This is a genomic window from Gemmiger sp. An50, from assembly GCF_002161595.1.
Lineage (GTDB): Bacteria > Bacillota > Clostridia > Oscillospirales > Ruminococcaceae > Allofournierella.
Genome location: NZ_NFID01000001.1, coordinates 104049 through 119361 on the forward strand (window position 1 = coordinate 104049; position 15313 = coordinate 119361).

The 15313-nt window shown below is 64.4% G+C and carries 13 protein-coding genes; 10 read left to right on the top strand and 3 right to left on the bottom strand.

Going from position 1 to position 15313, the window contains the following annotated elements:
• Positions 1-93: 93 nt before the first annotated feature.
• The 3 genes from B5G03_RS00510 to B5G03_RS00520 all read right to left on the bottom strand — a co-directional run bounded on the left by B5G03_RS00510 (position 94) and on the right by B5G03_RS00520 (position 3997).
• Positions 94-1461: an alanine/glycine:cation symporter family protein gene (locus B5G03_RS00510; RefSeq protein ID WP_087179872.1), complete on the bottom strand. Its 1368-nt coding sequence runs from the start codon at positions 1459-1461 to the stop codon at positions 94-96.
• A gap of 77 nt (positions 1462-1538) precedes the next feature.
• On the bottom strand, positions 1539-2531 hold the full coding sequence (locus B5G03_RS00515) for a CehA/McbA family metallohydrolase domain-containing protein (RefSeq protein ID WP_087179873.1): 993 nt from the start codon (positions 2529-2531) through the stop codon (positions 1539-1541).
• 167 nt (positions 2532-2698) lie between these two features.
• Complete coding sequence (locus B5G03_RS00520; protein WP_087179874.1) at positions 2699-3997, bottom strand: MFS transporter; 1299 nt, start codon at positions 3995-3997, stop codon at positions 2699-2701.
• Positions 3998-4432: 435 nt separating this feature from the next.
• Between B5G03_RS00520 and B5G03_RS00525 the strand changes: the two genes are divergently transcribed.
• The 10 genes from B5G03_RS00525 (at position 4433) to B5G03_RS00575 (ending at position 15306) form a co-directional block, all read left to right on the top strand.
• Positions 4433-5215, top strand: coding sequence for a DeoR/GlpR family DNA-binding transcription regulator (locus B5G03_RS00525; RefSeq protein ID WP_087179875.1), 783 nt, complete (start codon positions 4433-4435; stop codon positions 5213-5215).
• Positions 5216-5307: 92 nt separating this feature from the next.
• The gene (sdaAB, locus tag B5G03_RS00530) at positions 5308-5967 is read left to right on the top strand and encodes an L-serine ammonia-lyase, iron-sulfur-dependent subunit beta (protein ID WP_087180117.1); all 660 of its coding nucleotides are present in this window, start codon (positions 5308-5310) and stop codon (positions 5965-5967) included.
• A gap of 28 nt (positions 5968-5995) precedes the next feature.
• Complete coding sequence (gene sdaAA / locus B5G03_RS00535) at positions 5996-6934, top strand: L-serine ammonia-lyase, iron-sulfur-dependent, subunit alpha (protein ID WP_087179876.1); 939 nt, start codon at positions 5996-5998, stop codon at positions 6932-6934.
• A 94-nt stretch (positions 6935-7028) separates the two neighbouring features.
• Positions 7029-8306 carry an MFS transporter gene (locus B5G03_RS00540; RefSeq protein ID WP_162613299.1) on the top strand — a complete coding sequence of 426 codons (1278 nt, stop codon included), beginning with the start codon at positions 7029-7031 and terminating at the stop codon, positions 8304-8306.
• Positions 8307-8675: 369 nt separating this feature from the next.
• Positions 8676-9140: an NfeD family protein gene (locus B5G03_RS00550; RefSeq protein ID WP_087179879.1), complete on the top strand. Its 465-nt coding sequence runs from the start codon at positions 8676-8678 to the stop codon at positions 9138-9140.
• Between the two features lie 55 nt (positions 9141-9195).
• Complete coding sequence (locus B5G03_RS00555; protein ID WP_087179880.1) at positions 9196-10104, top strand: SPFH domain-containing protein; 909 nt, start codon at positions 9196-9198, stop codon at positions 10102-10104.
• Positions 10105-10343: 239 nt separating this feature from the next.
• Positions 10344-11135 (top strand): hypothetical protein, encoded by a 792-nt coding sequence (locus B5G03_RS00560; protein ID WP_087179881.1) that lies wholly within the window; start codon positions 10344-10346, stop codon positions 11133-11135.
• 120 nt (positions 11136-11255) lie between these two features.
• Positions 11256-12518 (top strand): hypothetical protein, encoded by a 1263-nt coding sequence (locus B5G03_RS00565; RefSeq protein ID WP_087179882.1) that lies wholly within the window; start codon positions 11256-11258, stop codon positions 12516-12518.
• Positions 12519-12610: 92 nt separating this feature from the next.
• The gene (locus tag B5G03_RS00570; RefSeq protein WP_087179883.1) at positions 12611-13921 is read left to right on the top strand and encodes a TolB-like translocation protein; all 1311 of its coding nucleotides are present in this window, start codon (positions 12611-12613) and stop codon (positions 13919-13921) included.
• Positions 13922-14043: 122 nt separating this feature from the next.
• A complete protein-coding gene (locus tag B5G03_RS00575) occupies positions 14044-15306 on the top strand; it encodes an NHL repeat-containing protein (protein WP_087179884.1) in 1263 nt (420 codons plus the stop codon).
• Positions 15307-15313 lie beyond the last annotated feature (7 nt).

Below are 15313 nucleotides of genomic sequence, written 5' to 3' on the forward strand. Positions count from 1 at the left end.
GATATTACAAATAGGCTGTGGTTGGTAATTTTTATCACAATTCGTATATCCAAACAAGAATATTCCGAACTGGAATCAAAAGAAAGAAGTCACTCAGCGGCGGGCGCCTTCGTACAGCTCCGGGTCGCTGAAGAATTCCTTGGTGGCCTTGCGCACCTTGGGGAACAGCACGATCATGGCGATCAGGTTGGGGATGGTCAGCAGCGCCAGGGCGATGTCCTGGATGGTCCAGACCATTTCCACCTTCAAAAGCGCACCGATGATGCAGAAGGCCGGGAATACGTACTTGAACTTGTCGGCAACCTTTGCGCCGAACACGTAGTTCAGGCCCACGAAGCCGAAGTACCACTGGCTCATCAGGGTGGTGATGCTGAACAGCAAAAGGCACACGGAGGCCACATAGCGCAGCGGCTCCCACACGGTGGCAAAAGCGTTGAGGGCCAGCACGTTGTCCGGCACGCCGCTGCCGATGACACCGGTCACGCCCAGCACCAGGCCGGTGATGGTGCAGATGACGAAGGTGTCCAGGAAGACCTCGGTGACGCCGGTCATGCCCTGCTGCACCGGGTGCTTCACGTTGGCGGAGGAGTGGATGACGGGAGCAGAGCCCTCACCGGCCTCATTGGAATAGAGACCGCGGGCCACGCCCTTCTGCATGGCAATGATCATGCTGCCCATCGCGCCGCCCGCCATGGCCCGCAGGCCGAAGGCGCTCTGGAAGATCTCGACGAAGACGCCGGGCACCTTGGGGGCGTTGATCAGAATGATGACCAGGCCGCCCACCACATACAGCAGCGCCATGGCGGGGACCAGCTTCTGGGCCACATGGGCCAGACGATGCAAACCGCCCAGGGTCACGATGAAGATCAGGGCCACCAGCACGATGCCGGTGATGAGGGGCGCAACGCCGAAGCTCTGGTTCATCACGCCGCTGATGGTATTGGACTGGATGAAGTTGCCGCCGATGATCTGGGTAACCATGAACAGCGCGCACAGCACCGCCAGCCAGGGGGCGTGCAGGCCCTTTTTGATGTAGTACATGGGGCCGCCCACCCACTGGCCCTGCTCGTTGCGTTCACGGTAGAGCAGGCCCAGCACGATCTCGCTGTATTTGGTGGCCATGCCCACGAAGGCCGCCACCCACATCCAGAAGATGGCGCCCAGGCCGCCGGCCACCACCGCGGTGGATACGCCCACGATGTTGCCGCTGCCCACGCAGGAGGCCACGGCGGTGCACAGCGCCTGGAAGGAGGTGATGCCGCCGGCATCCTCTTCCCCGTTCTTTTTGCCCCGGATGGGCTCCCACAGGGTTTTCTTGATGATGTAGCCGAAGTGGCGCACCTGCACCGCCCCGGTCACGATGGTATAAAGCACGCCCACGCCCAGCAATACGAACATGAGCCAATCGCCCCAGAGTTTGCCGTCGATGAATTCCAGGGTGGATTGCAGTTGATCCAACATGGGTCTTTCCTCCTATGATTCATACGCTACAAGGCCCCGGCAAGCGCCGCAAAGATTCGGGGTCATGCGGGGGGCGTTCAGTCCCACTCCAGATAGATGGGGTTGGTCCAGGCGGCCCGGCCGAACCGGTCCACCACCTCCACACGCACGTAGCTCTCGTGGCCCTTCAGGGTGTGCTCGGCGTGGGTCAGGGTGTCCTTGCGCAGCTCGCCGATGACGGTGCCGCCGTCGTTCACGATGTTGCCCGCCACAAAGTTCACCCGCTCTACCTTGGAGCAGTCGATCCACACCTTGCCGTCCTTCACGCCCCAGTCATAGATCTCGGGGCCGGCGGAGGAGTAGTAGTTGCCCTTGATAAAATTCTCCACGATGGCGTCGTGGGTCAGGCTCTCGGCCTGCACGCAGATCCAGCCGCCGCAGGCGTCGTCGAAGAGGCCCTCGTTGTGGTTGTCGTCGCTGGCAAAGCCGTTGATGCGCTTGCCTGCCCGCAGCATCCGGTCCCACTGGACCAGGCCGCTGCCCACCGCCGCCTCGTTGGTGGAGTTGTAGTTGAACACTTCCAGAGCGGTCACGCCGGTGGTGTCCATGAATTCCTCGTCCAGCACACGGCTCCAGACCGGGTGGTTGTAGGTGACCACGCAGCCATGGGCCCGCAGCATGTCGCTCAGCTGTTGGGCGGCCTTCGCGCCCTCCCACTGGCCGAAGAACTTGATGGGGGGCAGGTACTGCAGATGGCTGAAGGTGCCCTCAGGGGCGTTCTTCTGCATCTCGCTGGTGCCCAGGATGCCGTGCATGTGGTGCAGTTTATAGCGCTCGTTGGTGCCAATGGCCCGGTAAAGTACCGCGGTGGCCTCCAGTCCGGGCAGGATGATGAAGTCCTCGGTGTTGAACTGAGCCCGGTGGTCGGTGTAGATGTCGTGCTCGGACATGCACAGGAAATGGTAGCCGTGCTCCTTATACTGGGCCACGTTCTGTTCGGGGGTCAGCATGCCGTCGGAAATGGTGGTGTGGCTGTGCAGGTTGCCCTTGTAGAAGGACCCGCAGCCGGTAAAGCCGTGGTACTCACGCATACGTTTCGTCACTCCTTGTCGTTTGTTTGGGCCGCCCGGATGCGCGGGTCTTGCCTCTTGGTTCCAGAATAACATACAAATCCGTGGATTTCCACCACGGATTTGCATGCTGCGATAATTTTTTTATGGATTTGCACGAAGAACAAGGGGTCCCGCGTGCATTTTGCTTACTTGTCGGCCTGATGATGCTTCTTGATGCGGCCGATCAGGAAGGTGGATACGAACACGCCGATCACGGCCCAGCCGATCATCACACCGAACACGATGCGGTAGCCCGCCATGCCGGGGAAGCGGTCCAGGAAGTTGCCGTACATCAGGTAGGCGAAGGAGTTGGGCAGGTAGATGACCAGGGAAGCCAGACTCATGGCAGCACCGGTGATCTCGGCGGGGACCTTTACCTCGTCCATGGGAGCGAAGAACACGGCGCGCATGGTGAACACGATAGCGCCGAAGCCCAGGGTGCAGGCAGCGCCCACGATCCAGTTGCCGGAAGCGCCCAGCGCCTCGTGGGGGATCAGCATGAACAGAGCCATGGCCACGATGCAGACGATGAAGCCCATGCGGATGTGCTTGGCGCTGGACTTGTGCACCTTATCGGACATGAAGCCGCCGATGGGGCCGCCCACCATTTTCAGGCCGTACTGGTTGATGATGCCGTAAGCGCCGACCGCGGTGGCGGGCAGCAGGTAGATGTTGTTCAGGAAGGGGATGAAGTAGGTCAGGCCGCAGTAGATGCAGTAGACCACAAAGCCGTTCAGCGCAACGGCCCAGATGTCCACGCTCTTGATGGCCTGCATCATGCCGCCGAAGGCAGCGGTGGCCTTGTTCAGCTCCTTGCCGTCGGCGCCAACGCGCTTCTCGTCGTTGGGCACGAAGATCAGGCACAGGATGCCCGCCGCAATGGTGGCGCAGGACAGGAAGATCAGGCCGGCGCGCAGGGCGGCAGCGCCCTCGCCCATGGCGCCGAAGATGGCCAGCGCGGTGCCCGCGATGATCACGTCCACAACGCCGCGGCCCATTTCCAAAAAGCCGAACATACGGCCCTGGGTCTTTTCGTCGCCCAAAAGGCGGATGGCCTTGAGCAGAACCGGCCAGTAGGTGACCTCAGCCAGGATGGCGATCACGCCGAAGGCGGTCAAAAAGCCCCAGTAGGGAGGGAAGGTTGCCAGATAGAAGCCCACCAGGCCGATGCCGATCAGGCTTCCGCCGATCATGTACTTCTTGCTGAACATGTCGCAGATGTAGATACCGGCGATCAGGCCGATGGTCTGCACGATGCCGTAGGCGCTCATGGCGCCGCCGATCTGGGTGTTGGTCAGGCCCATGAACTCCTGCATGGGAACGTAGAACATATCCTTCATGCTGCCCAGTTTGAAGGCGATGCCGCCGGACAGGGTGAGGATGCAGAAGGTGAACCAGCGGTTCGGAGCCGCCTTCATCATGGCGGCCTTTGTCTTGTTGCTCACGGTAAATTCCTCCTCAAAACACTTCTCATTTCCATTTTCCTCGCAGCGAAGCCCTCGCCGCGGAATACCGGTCTGCCTTGGGGGGCCAGCCGCACGGTTCCGGCCGCCCCGCCTTGGGAACAATCACAGTATACTTGCGGTTTTCTTTGATTTCAACCCCTTTTCCCCATTTTTTCGCAATTAAACAAAGTGGTTCTTCATTTTTTGTTCATTTTATCTGTTTAATTTTTGGGAAACCCCCGGTATACTAATTGTAAAGCCAACAGAATCGCAACTCCACCCCAACCGCACTCCAACCGCAGCGAGGGGCAAAGGGGGCTGAAATTGGGATTTTTCTGCGAAATAGTGTTCAACCCCGTCTGCTTTTGCTATAATTTAAAGTAGAAGGAGCGGGCGGTTTGCCCCGACAAGCGCACACGAAAGGGCGGAAAACAAATGCTTGCGAAAAAACGGTATTCCATTATATTAGAGATGCTGGAAAGGGACGGCACGGTGCACACCGCCGAGCTGGTGGAGGCGCTGGGCGTTTCCTCCGAGACGGTGCGCAAGGATCTGGAGGAGCTGGACCGGCAGGGAAAGCTGCAGCGCATCCACGGCGGCGCGGTGCCTCTGCAGCAGGAAGCCACCGCCGCTCCCATGGTGGGGTATGTGTCGCTTTCCACCCGGAACGCGCTGCACATGGAGGAAAAGCAGCGCATCGCCCGGCGGGCCGCCGCCATGGTGGAGGAGGGCCAGGTGGTGGCGCTGGACTACGGCAGCACCAGCCAGGTGCTGGCCCAGGCGCTGGCCGCCCGGTTCCAGCGGCTGACGGTGGTGACAAACTCCATCCAGAACGCGCTGCTCCTGGCGGACAAGCCCGGCTTCACGGTGATCCTGACCGGGGGCATCCTCTCGCGGGACGAGCGCACCCTGGTGAACGACTTCCCCACCGGCATACTGAACTACGTGCATGTGGACATCCTGTTCATGACCGTGACCGGCATCGACCCGGTGGCGGGCCTGACCGACCAGCGGCTGGGCGAGATCTCGATGCAGAACCAGATGCGAAATGCCGCCAGCCGGGTGATCGTGGTGGCGGATTCCAGCAAATTCGGCCGGGCGAGCCTGGTGCGCATCTGCCCCATCAGCGCGGTGGAAGCCATCGTCACCGACGGCGGGGTGGACCCGGAGCAGGCCGCCGCGGTGGAAAACTGCGGCACGCGGCTGATCCTGGTGTGAGCGGCTGTGCATTTTTGCCGGATCTTGGCCGAAAGCGGCCATTCTGATATTTCAAACAAGAACAAACCCATCGGGAGGAACAAACCAGTATGATGAATGTATTCGATATCGTGGGCCCGGTGATGATCGGCCCCTCCAGCAGCCACACCGCGGGCGCGGTGCGCATCGGCCGGGTGGCCCGGGCCCTGCTGGGCTGTGAGCCGGTGAGCGCCCAGATCCTTCTGCACGGCAGCTTCGCCAAGACCTACAAGGGCCACGGCACCGACAAGGCCCTCATCGCGGGCATCATGGGCATGGCCACCGACGACGAGCGCATCCGCTTTTCGCCGCGGCTGGCCCAGGAGGCGGGTCTTTCGGTGAGCATCCTGCCCACCGAGATCGACGGCGCGCACCCCAACACCGCCCTCATCACCCTCACCGACGCCACCGGCCGCACCGTGAGCGTGCAGGGGGCCAGCGTGGGCGGCGGCAACATCCTGGTCACCAAGGTGAACGGCATGGACGTGCACATCTCCGGCCAGTACAACACCCTGATCGTGCTCCATCAGGACACCCCGGGCATCATCGCGGCGGTGACCGAGCTGCTGGCGGAGAGCCAGGTGAACATCTGCAACTTCCGCCTTTCCCGCCAGAAAAAGGGCGGCGTGGCGGTCATGACCATCGAGATGGACGGCGGGCTGGACCCGGCGCTGAACGGGCGCATCGAGGCGCTGCCCCACATTTTGAGTTCCACCATGCTGCCGGCCAACTGAATCAGGGCGCGGGAAAGAGAGGTACGTTATGAGCATTGAATTGAAATACGATTCCGTTGCGGCGCTGATCGCCGCCGCCGAAAAGGCGGGCGAACCGCTTTCGGCCCTGGTGCTGCGCCAGCAGGCCGTCCAGCTGGAAAAGACCGAGCAGGAGGTCTTTGACCAGATGGCCGAGACCTATAAAGTAATGGCCGCCTGCATCGAGCCGGGCTGCGCCGAGGACCTGCGCAGCACCAGCGGTCTCACCGGCGGCAGCGCCTTCAAGATGCGCAAGGCGGTGGAAAACGGCAAGACCCTCACCGGCGGCGTGCTGGGCGGGGCGCTCTACCGGGCGCTGGCGGTAAGCGAGCTGAACGCGGCCATGGGCCGTGTGGTGGCCGCGCCCACCGCGGGCAGCTGCGGCATCCTGCCCGCTGCCCTTTTGACCATGCAGAACGATCTGGGCTGCTCTGAGCACGACTGCGTGATGGCCCTGTTCACCGCCAGCGCGGTGGGCATGGTGATCGCCACCAACGCCTGCGTGGCGGGCGCCCAGGGCGGCTGTCAGGCCGAGTGCGGCAGCGCGGCGGCCATGGCGGCGGCAGCCATCGTGGAGCTGGCGGGCGGCACCCCGGCTCAGGTGAGCGACGCAGTGGCCATCGCCCTGAAAAACATTCTGGGTCTTGTGTGCGACCCGGTGGCGGGCCTGGTGGAGATCCCCTGCATCAAGCGCAACGCCTCCGGCGTGGCCGGGGCCTTTGTGGCGGCGGAGCTGGCTCTGGCGGGCATCGGCAGCGCCATCCCGGCGGACGAGACCATCCTGGCCATGAAGAAGGTGGGCGACGCCATGAGCAGCAGCCTGAAGGAGACCGCCGAGGGCGGCCTGGCTGCCACTCCCACCGGCCAGAAGCTGTATGAGCAGGTGTTCGGCACCGCCCCGGCGGCGGGCGGCGGCTGCGCGTCCTGCGGGGCCTGCGGCGGCCGGTAACCCCTTTTCTTTTCGACAGAAAACGCACAAACCAGAGCAGGTTTTTTCCCGCTCTGGTTTTCTGTTCCTTCCTTTCAGACCAATCAAAACGGAGGTGATCGCTGTAGAGCAGTCCACTGTGCTGGCCGTTCACAAGCGGCGGGTGATGGCGGTATGCGTGGCCGCCTATACGGTGTCCTACCTGCTGCGCACCAATCTTTCGCTGGCGCTGGATGATCTGATGGGGGTGCTTTCCATCGGCCGCGGGCAGACGGGTCTTGTGAGCACCCTGTATTTCTGGACCTACGCCTCCGGCCAGCTGCTGGGCGGCTGGCTGAGCGTGAAGTGGAATCCCAAGCGGGTGGTGGCGCTGGGCCTTGCGGCCAGCGGAGCCTGCAACCTGGCCATCGGCCTGTGCTCGGGCTATCTGGCGCTGGCCGCGCTGTGGACCCTGAACGGCCTGGCGCTGGCGCTGTTCTGGCCCCCCATTTTGCAGATCACCACCAACTGGTTTGAACCGTCAGAGTACTTAAAGGTCTCGATCCTGCTGAGCCTGCCCACCACGCTGGGCTATCTTGTGGCCTGGAGCGGTCTGGGCGCGGTGCTGCGGCTGGGGGGCTGGCGCTGGGTGTTCTTCTGCCCGGCGCTCATCGCCTTTTGCTTTTTCTGGGTCTGGCTGCGGGCGCTGAAAACCAGCCCTGCCGAAGCCGGACTGTGCTACCGGCCCACGCCCCTTGCCTCCCCCGCCAAGAAAGAGGAGCCCGGCGAGCCCCGGCCGGCGGGCAGCCTTCTGCGCGCCATGCTCACCCTGCCCATGCTCAGCTTCGCCTTTGTGATCCTGGCCCAGGGCTCCACCAAGGAGAGCATCAACCTGTGGGCCCCCACCCTGCTGCGGCAGCTGGCCGGACCGGGCCAGGAGGGCCTGGCGGGCCTGTTCACCGCAGTCATCCCCCTGTTCAGCACCGCCGGACTGCTGATCACCGGCTGGCTGGTGCGGCGGCTGCATGGCGGCCAGGAGGCGGCGCTGCTGGCCCTCACCGGGGCCGGGGCCGCCTGCGGCTGGCTGCTGGTGGCCTTGCAGAACAGCCTGGCCGGGCTGGTGATCTGCCTGGGCCTTCTGCTGGGGCTGGTGTATGGCGTGACCACCATCCTCACCACCCTGCTTCCCCTGCGCTTTGCCCGCACCGGCCAGAGCGCCGCCTTCACCGGCATCTTCAATTTCCTGGCCTACGTGGGCGCGGCGCTGGGCGGTCTGCTCTCCGGCTGGGTGAGCGACGTCTGGGGCTGGCAGCAGGTGTATTTACTCTGGGCGGCGCTGGCCACCGTGTCCGCCCTGGCGCTGCTGGCCAGCGAGGCCTGGCAGTATTTCAGCTGGCGGTATTGGGGGCACTAGCGCACCTTTTGCCGCCGGTCTCTTAAACATTCTTTCGTGCCCGGAGGGGATCGTTCGTCCCTTCCGGGCTTTGTTTTTTGCCCGGGCCCGCCCGGCTTCGCCCCGCCTCGCCCGGCTTCGATTGGGGGTTCCCCCGGCAAAAATTTCGCAAAAAAGGCAAAAAACCGCCAATTTTTGCCCCAGGCGGGCTTTGTATTCCCACCCGCCATCTGGTAAAATACAGACAACGGCACCACTTTCCGGCCCGGGCCGGAAGCTGGCCGCCGCCCGAATGAATATTCGTTCCATATTCCCGCTGCATATGCTTTCACAGGCGGCATGCCCGCCTGAATAAAAAGGCGGCCCTCGCCGCCGGAGAGGAGTACACCCATGGAGATCCTGCTTTCGACCACCGCGGCCATCTGGCTGTGGGCCGTGCTGCTGGCAGTGTTCGTTGTGGTGGAATTGGCCACCGCGAACCTGGTCACCGTCTGGTTTGCCGTGGGCGCGCTGGCGGCGCTGGTTGCCAGCCTGTTCACCCATAACCTGCTGTGGCAGGCGCTGGTGTTCCTGCTGGTAAGTCTTGTGGCGCTGATCGCCACCAAGCCCCTGGTCAGCCGGGCCCGCGCAGTCAAGCCTGCCGCCGCCGTGGAGCTGGACCGGAACATCGGCCGCACCGCCCAGGCCCTGGAGGACCTGCGCCCCGGTGTGGTGGGCCGCGTCCGGCTGGACGGCGTGGACTGGAACGCCGTGACCGACAGCCCCATCCGCGCCGGCGAGCGCTGCACCGTGCAGTCCATCAACGGCACCACCCTGACCGTGGCCCCGGAAAAGACCCCCGCCGCGGTTCAGTAATCCCCGCGCACCCCTTATGTAACAGCGATTTCAAATAAGAAACGGAGAAATGATTATGCCCACAGTATTGATTGTTTTGATCCCCATTCTGGTCATCCTGCTGCTTTTGCTGGTCAGCTGCATCAGCATCGTACCCCAGGCCAACGCCTACGTGGTGGAATGGCTGGGCGTGTACCAGGCCACCTGGGGCGCGGGCTTCCACTTCAAGGTCCCCTTCCTGATGCGGGTCGTCAAGAAGGTGAGCCTGAAGGAACAGGTTGTGGACTTCAAGCCCCAGCCCGTCATCACCCGGGATAACGTGACCATGCAGATCGACTCGGTGGTCTTCTTCCAGGTGACCGACGCCAAGATGTTCACCTACGGCGTGGAGCGGCCCATGAGCGCCATCGAGAACCTGACCGCCACCACCCTGCGCAACATCATCGGCGACATGGAGCTGGACCACACCCTCACCAGCCGCGACGTGATCAACACCAAGATCACCGCCATCCTGGACCAGGCCACCGACAAGTGGGGCATCAAGGTCAACCGGGTTGAGGTGAAGAACATCATCCCGCCCGCCGAAATCCAGGACGCCATGGAGAAGCAGATGAAGGCCGAGCGCCTGAAGCGCGAAGCCATCCTGATCGCCGAGGGCGAAAAGACCGCCGCCATCACCAAGGCGGAGGGCGAAAAGGAAAGCGCCATCCTGCGGGCGGACGCGGTGCGCGAGCAGCGCATCCGTGAGGCCCAGGGTGAAGCCCAGGCCATTCTGGAGGTGCAGAAGGCTCTGGCCGACTCGCTGCGCCTGCTGAACGAGGCCGCCCCCAACGACAAGGTGCTGGCTTTGAAGGGCCTGGAGGCCCTGGCCAAGGTGGCCGACGGCCGTGCCACCAAGCTCATCATCCCCAGCGACATGCAGAATCTGGCGGGCCTGGTCACCTCCATCAAGGAGATGGCCACCACCGACACCGCCGCCAAGTAAACAGATAACACAAACAGCGCGGCCCCGAACCGGAAAATGGTTCGGGGCCGCGCTTTTTTGCGCTGCTTTTCCGCCCGGATGAAACAGTTTGGAAAACTGCCGGTGGTTTACTAAACAGCAGAACAGACAGGCCGGTGATGCAGGTCGGATACATCCGGGAAACACCCCGGCAACGCCGCCGGGGTTTACTGGATTCATCCCAAAACACGGCGAACCCCGCCAACAGGAGGAATGAATCCATGAAACGAATGTTGACCGCCCTGCTCTGCCTTGCCCTGGCGCTCAGCGCCTGCGCCGCACCCGCCGCGCCCCCCGAAGCCGGTGCAGCTCCCTCCGCCGCCCCGGCAGCGCCCGAAGCCGAGCCGCTGGAATGGCTCTTTCCCCCGCTGGAGGACTCTTCCTGCGGCGCGGCCAGCGAAACCGGCTTTTATGAGGTGCTCCCCCGGGACGCATCCGGAATGGCCAGCCCCGGCGGCTACAACCTCTGCTTCACCGACTTTGCCACCCTCACTCGGGTACCGGTGTGCGCCGACCCGGGCTGCGCACACGATTCCGAAGCCTGCACCGGCTGGCTGACGGAGAACACCAGCGTGGCGGTCTGGAACGGCCAGCTCATTCTGGGCAACCTGGACGGCTCCGGCTTTCAATGGCTGGACTGCATGGAGCCGGACGGCTCCAACCGGCACCGGCTGATCACCCTGCCCGCCAACCTGTCGCTGCTGGAGCCGGTGGCCGCCTCCGGCCAGGCCTTTTACGGGGTGGGCGTGTCGGTGGACCCGAACGACCCGGAGGCCAAGCCCTCCGCCGGGCTGTACCGGCTGGACCCGGCCACCGGCCAGATTGCCGAACTGCCGCTGCCCGGGGAGAACCGGGTGGGAGAAGCCGTGCCCTACCCGCTGCTGGCGGAGTGGGATTCCCAGTTTCTGGTGGAGACCGGCACCCGCCTGATTGACTCCCATCTGGCGGTGATCTCCAAGGAGGATTTCTGGGCGGGCAAGGCAGCCTACACCCCCATCACCGACGCCCGGTGAGCCGGAATTTGCAGTTTCGTTACATCTCCTTGCATACACTGTGCCCCCTCGGGGGCTATACTGGGGCCAGAAACCAGCCGGGCGCGCCCGTTGTTGCCCCGGCGAAAGGAGGCCCTTTTTATGAAACGACTCGTCGCCACCCTCACCGCCTGCCTTTTGCTGGCGGGCTGCGCCGCGCCCCGATCCGATGCCGGGGCCGCTTCCCAGCCAGCCAGCGCCCCCGCCCAGAGCACTCAGAGCACCGGGGCCGCACCGGCCCGTCCTGCCGCCTCCGGCACGCTGCGCATCATCAGCGGCCCGGGCGGGCCCGGAAGCGCCGCCGCTGCCGAAAACGGATTTTATACCCTGGAAACCGGCGAGGACGGCCGCTGCACCCTGCTGTTCCTGGACTACGCCTCGAATCAGCAGACCCGGCTGTGCGCCGCGCCGGGCTGCGCCCACGACTCCGAAGCCTGCACCGCCTGTGTGGACATCTCCGGCGGCATCACTCCCAGCCTTTTGTGCGACGGCGAGCGGCTGTATCTGGTATTCGGTTCCTCCTCTGACGGCAGCGAGCCCGCCCGGGTGGAGGTGATAGAGCCGGACGGCTCCGGCCGCCGGGTGCTGGCCCGCTTCTCCTCCGGTCAGGAGCCCGACCCCGACCTTTACGCCGCCGACGGCAGCTTTCTTTACTTCCTGCTGTCCGAGACCGGCGCGGACGGCCAGTCCAAACGCAGCCTCTGCGCGCTGGACAAGACAAACGGCGCGCTCTATCCCCTGATGGACGCCCCCGAGGACACCGGCTTCTGGCTGGTGGGAGCCTATGACCGGTCGCTGCTGGTCAAGACCATCGACAGCCGCAACATCCACCACCTGAACCGGCTGGACGCGGACGCCCCCGCCGGTCTGGAGGAACTGGCCAGCTGGCGGCTGTCCCAGCAATACGGCGTGGTGGACGGCGACTGCCTGTATCTCTACGATTACGACAAGCAGTGCTTCACCCGCCAGAGCTTTTCCGACGGCCAGACCCGGGAGCTGCCCAACCCGGAGGGCCTGCCCTTTGAAAGCCTTTACAGCGTGCGCACCATCGGCGGCAAGGCCTTCCTTGCCGCCGACCTGGCCGAGGGCGGCGTGGCCCGCAACTCCAACTTCTGCCTGGATTTTACATCCGGCCAGATTCGGGAGCTGGGCCTGCTGGACAACATGGGCCATCCGGTGACCGTGTGCGGAACCAGCGGCGACCGGGTGTATGTGATCGACCGGTACGCCACCCGGCAGGTGCAGGAATCCTTCGGCGGCATGGTCAGCACGGTGGAGCGGGTCACGCCCCACTACGCCTGGCTTTCCGCTGAGGATTTTCTGGCCGGTACCGCCAATTACAACGCCTGCCAGCCCGCCTTCTGACCCGGCGGCCCAGCGAGTACAGAAACGCGGCCCCGGATGAGCATTCATTCCGGGGCCGCGTATTTTTATTTTGTAAGAGGAGTTGACCCACCATGCAAAAAAATGCCCTGTTCGCCCTTGCCCTGGCCGCCTGCCTTGCCCTTTCCGGCTGCGCCGCGCCCGCGTCCGATGCAAGCGCCCCTTCCCAGCCAGCCAGCGCCCCCGCCCAGAGCAGCGCCCAAAGCACCCAGAGCGCCGACACCGCCCCCGCCGGTCCGCTGAGCCTGCTGCAGGGCTCCGGGGGCGTTCCGCTGGGCGGCTTCGGGCCGGACGGCCTTTACTTCGTCACCCCCTGGGCCCGGGCCGACGGCAGCTTCAACCTCTGGTACGCGGACTACGCCAGCCGCCAGATCCTGCCCCTGTGCGCCGCGCCGGGCTGCCCCCATGATTCCGACAGCTGCACCAGCTACATCCCCCTTTCCCCCGGTGGGGCGCTGCCGGAGGTGGTGGGCGAAACACTGGTGCTCTTCTTCCCGGGCCAGCCCGGCGGCGGGTCGGATGCCTCGGCCCTGCCCCGGCTGGAGGTGATGGGCCTGGACGGCAGCGACCGCCACGAGACTCTGCACTTTGCCGCCAACCAGACGGTGGAACGCCCCATGGCCACCGACGGCAGCGTCATCTACGCCCGGCTCAACACCTACCTGGAGAAGACCACCGAAGCCGAGCTGGTGTGCATCGACCCGGTGAAGGGTACCTGCCGGACGGTCTGCCCCCTGAGCGTGGAGCAGAACGAGTGGGTGTGGGGCTGCGTGGACTCCTCCCTCATCCTCTACCGCACCGGGGAGACCGGGGGCTACGAGCTGGTGCGGCTGGACCTTTCCACCCTGGAGCGGGAAACGGTGTACCAGTGGGCGGAGAGTCAGCCCTACCCGTCCCTCTTCGGCTCCACTCTGGTGTATGAAAACCAGCAGGACCGCCGGTTCCATCTGCTGGACCTTGCCACCGGGCAGGACACCGCCCTTTCCGGCTACACCCTGCCCGAGCCGGGCGGCAGCACCGAGGCCACCGTGTACGACTGCGACGCGGGCTGCCTGCTGTTTGAGGAGCGGGTCTTTGCTTCCGGCACCGGCACCCTGGAACAGGAACGCTTTTACACCCTCAGCGCCGACGGCAGCGCGCCAAAGGAATGGACGCTGACCTATTCCTATCTGGGCGAGACCACCGCCGCCAGCCGGGTGACCGACCTGGACGAGGACCACTATCTCATCATCCTCTCGCAGCAGGACGTCTCGCTGCCCCAGACCGGCGCGGACGGCACCACGCATTACGTTCCGGGCACAAAGCCCCAGTACGCGGCCATCTCCAAGGCGGATTACTGGGCCGGTACCCCCAGCGCCGAGCCCTTCGGCGACTGGGGCCTGTGAGCCGGGAATTTGCAGTTTCGTTACATCTCCTTGCATACACCGTGCCCGGCAAAGGGCTATACTGGGGCCAGAAACAAGCCGAAGGAAATCAGCCTTTTCTCCGGCAAAAGGAGGCCCTTTTTATGAAACGACTCGTTGCCATCCTCACCGCCTGCCTGCTGCTGGCCGGGTGCGGCGCAGCCCCGGCCCCTTCCGGTGGTTCCGGCGCCGCCGCCGAAAGTGAAACCGCCCAGGTCACCCTGCCCACCGCTTCCGGCGGGCTAAAAGCCCTCGGCCAGGACACCGCTTTCGGCAGCGGCAATTCCAGCGGCTACTATTACCTGTCCACGCTGGACGGCGGCGCGTCCCTTCTGCGCTACATCGACTACGCCACCGGCGAGGACCTGCCCCTGTGCAGCCAGCCCAACTGCTCCCACAGCGGCGAAACCTGCCCCGCCTGGTTCGCATACAGCGGCACCAGCGCCAACGTTTACGCCACCGACGAGCAGGTGTTCGTCACCTTCAACGGCTCTCCCTGGGATTCCGACGCCTTCGCGGAATACCGCGAAGCCGCCCTGCCCCGGGTGCTGACCCTTGCGCCGGACGGCTCCGGCCGCCGGGAGGTGGCCCGCTTCGGCGCATCCGATGCGTTCACCTCTCTGCCCGCCGCCGGGGACGGGACCTTTTACACCATCGTGACCGATTACGGCGAGGGCGAGGGCAGCGGCGAAAAGCGCATCGCGGCCATCGACCTGGCCACCGGCAAGGTGACCACCGACAATTCGGTGCAGCGGCGGGAAATGCGCATCGTGGGCGCGGCCGGGCGGGAGCTGGTGCTGCAATCCGTGGTGTCGGACACCCTGAATGCCTACGCCGCCTACAATGTGGACAGCGGCGAGCTGCGGGAGTTGTACAACAGTGCGGAACCGGTGAGCGCCGCCTGCCGGGACGGCGCGCTGATTCTGCTGGAGACCCAAACCGGCACGCTGCGCCGCATCCAGATCGCCACCGGCGAGAAGACCACTCTCTCCACCGACCTGTTCAGCGGCCGCTCGCTGGATTTTGTCATCCTTGCCTCTGTGACCGGCGCGGGCTATGTGGTGCAGGCCCACGAGGACCGCACCGCCTATAATTTCCTCATCGACCAGACGGGCAAAACCACCCGGCAGGAGCTTTTTGCCGACAGCACCGACCCCCGCGACACGATGCGCATGCTGAACGTCTTCGCCCAGCCGGGCGGCGATTATCTGGTGGCTCCCAGCCTCAGCTACCGCACCGTGAAGGTGCCGGGGTCGGGGGGCATTTCCTACGGGATCGACGAGCCGGTCCACGCCTTCGCCCTGATTTCCGAAGCGGATTTCTGGGCCTCCAAGCCCAATTACCGGCCCGTTACCCGGCTGGAATGAGCCGGCC

Coding starts and splice junctions, on each gene's coding strand:
- B5G03_RS00565 (WP_087179882.1), top strand. CDS start 11,256: ATGAAACGACTCGTCGCCACCCTCACCGCCTGCCTTTTGCTGGCGGGC.
- sdaAB (WP_087180117.1), top strand. CDS start 5,308: ATGAATGTATTCGATATCGTGGGCCCGGTGATGATCGGCCCCTCCAGC.
- B5G03_RS00560 (WP_087179881.1), top strand. CDS start 10,344: ATGAAACGAATGTTGACCGCCCTGCTCTGCCTTGCCCTGGCGCTCAGC.
- B5G03_RS00510 (WP_087179872.1), bottom strand. CDS start 1,461: ATGTTGGATCAACTGCAATCCACCCTGGAATTCATCGACGGCAAACTC.
- sdaAA (WP_087179876.1), top strand. CDS start 5,996: ATGAGCATTGAATTGAAATACGATTCCGTTGCGGCGCTGATCGCCGCC.
- B5G03_RS00570 (WP_087179883.1), top strand. CDS start 12,611: ATGCAAAAAAATGCCCTGTTCGCCCTTGCCCTGGCCGCCTGCCTTGCC.
- B5G03_RS00575 (WP_087179884.1), top strand. CDS start 14,044: ATGAAACGACTCGTTGCCATCCTCACCGCCTGCCTGCTGCTGGCCGGG.
- B5G03_RS00555 (WP_087179880.1), top strand. CDS start 9,196: ATGCCCACAGTATTGATTGTTTTGATCCCCATTCTGGTCATCCTGCTG.
- B5G03_RS00525 (WP_087179875.1), top strand. CDS start 4,433: ATGCTTGCGAAAAAACGGTATTCCATTATATTAGAGATGCTGGAAAGG.
- B5G03_RS00515 (WP_087179873.1), bottom strand. CDS start 2,531: ATGCGTGAGTACCACGGCTTTACCGGCTGCGGGTCCTTCTACAAGGGC.
- B5G03_RS00550 (WP_087179879.1), top strand. CDS start 8,676: ATGGAGATCCTGCTTTCGACCACCGCGGCCATCTGGCTGTGGGCCGTG.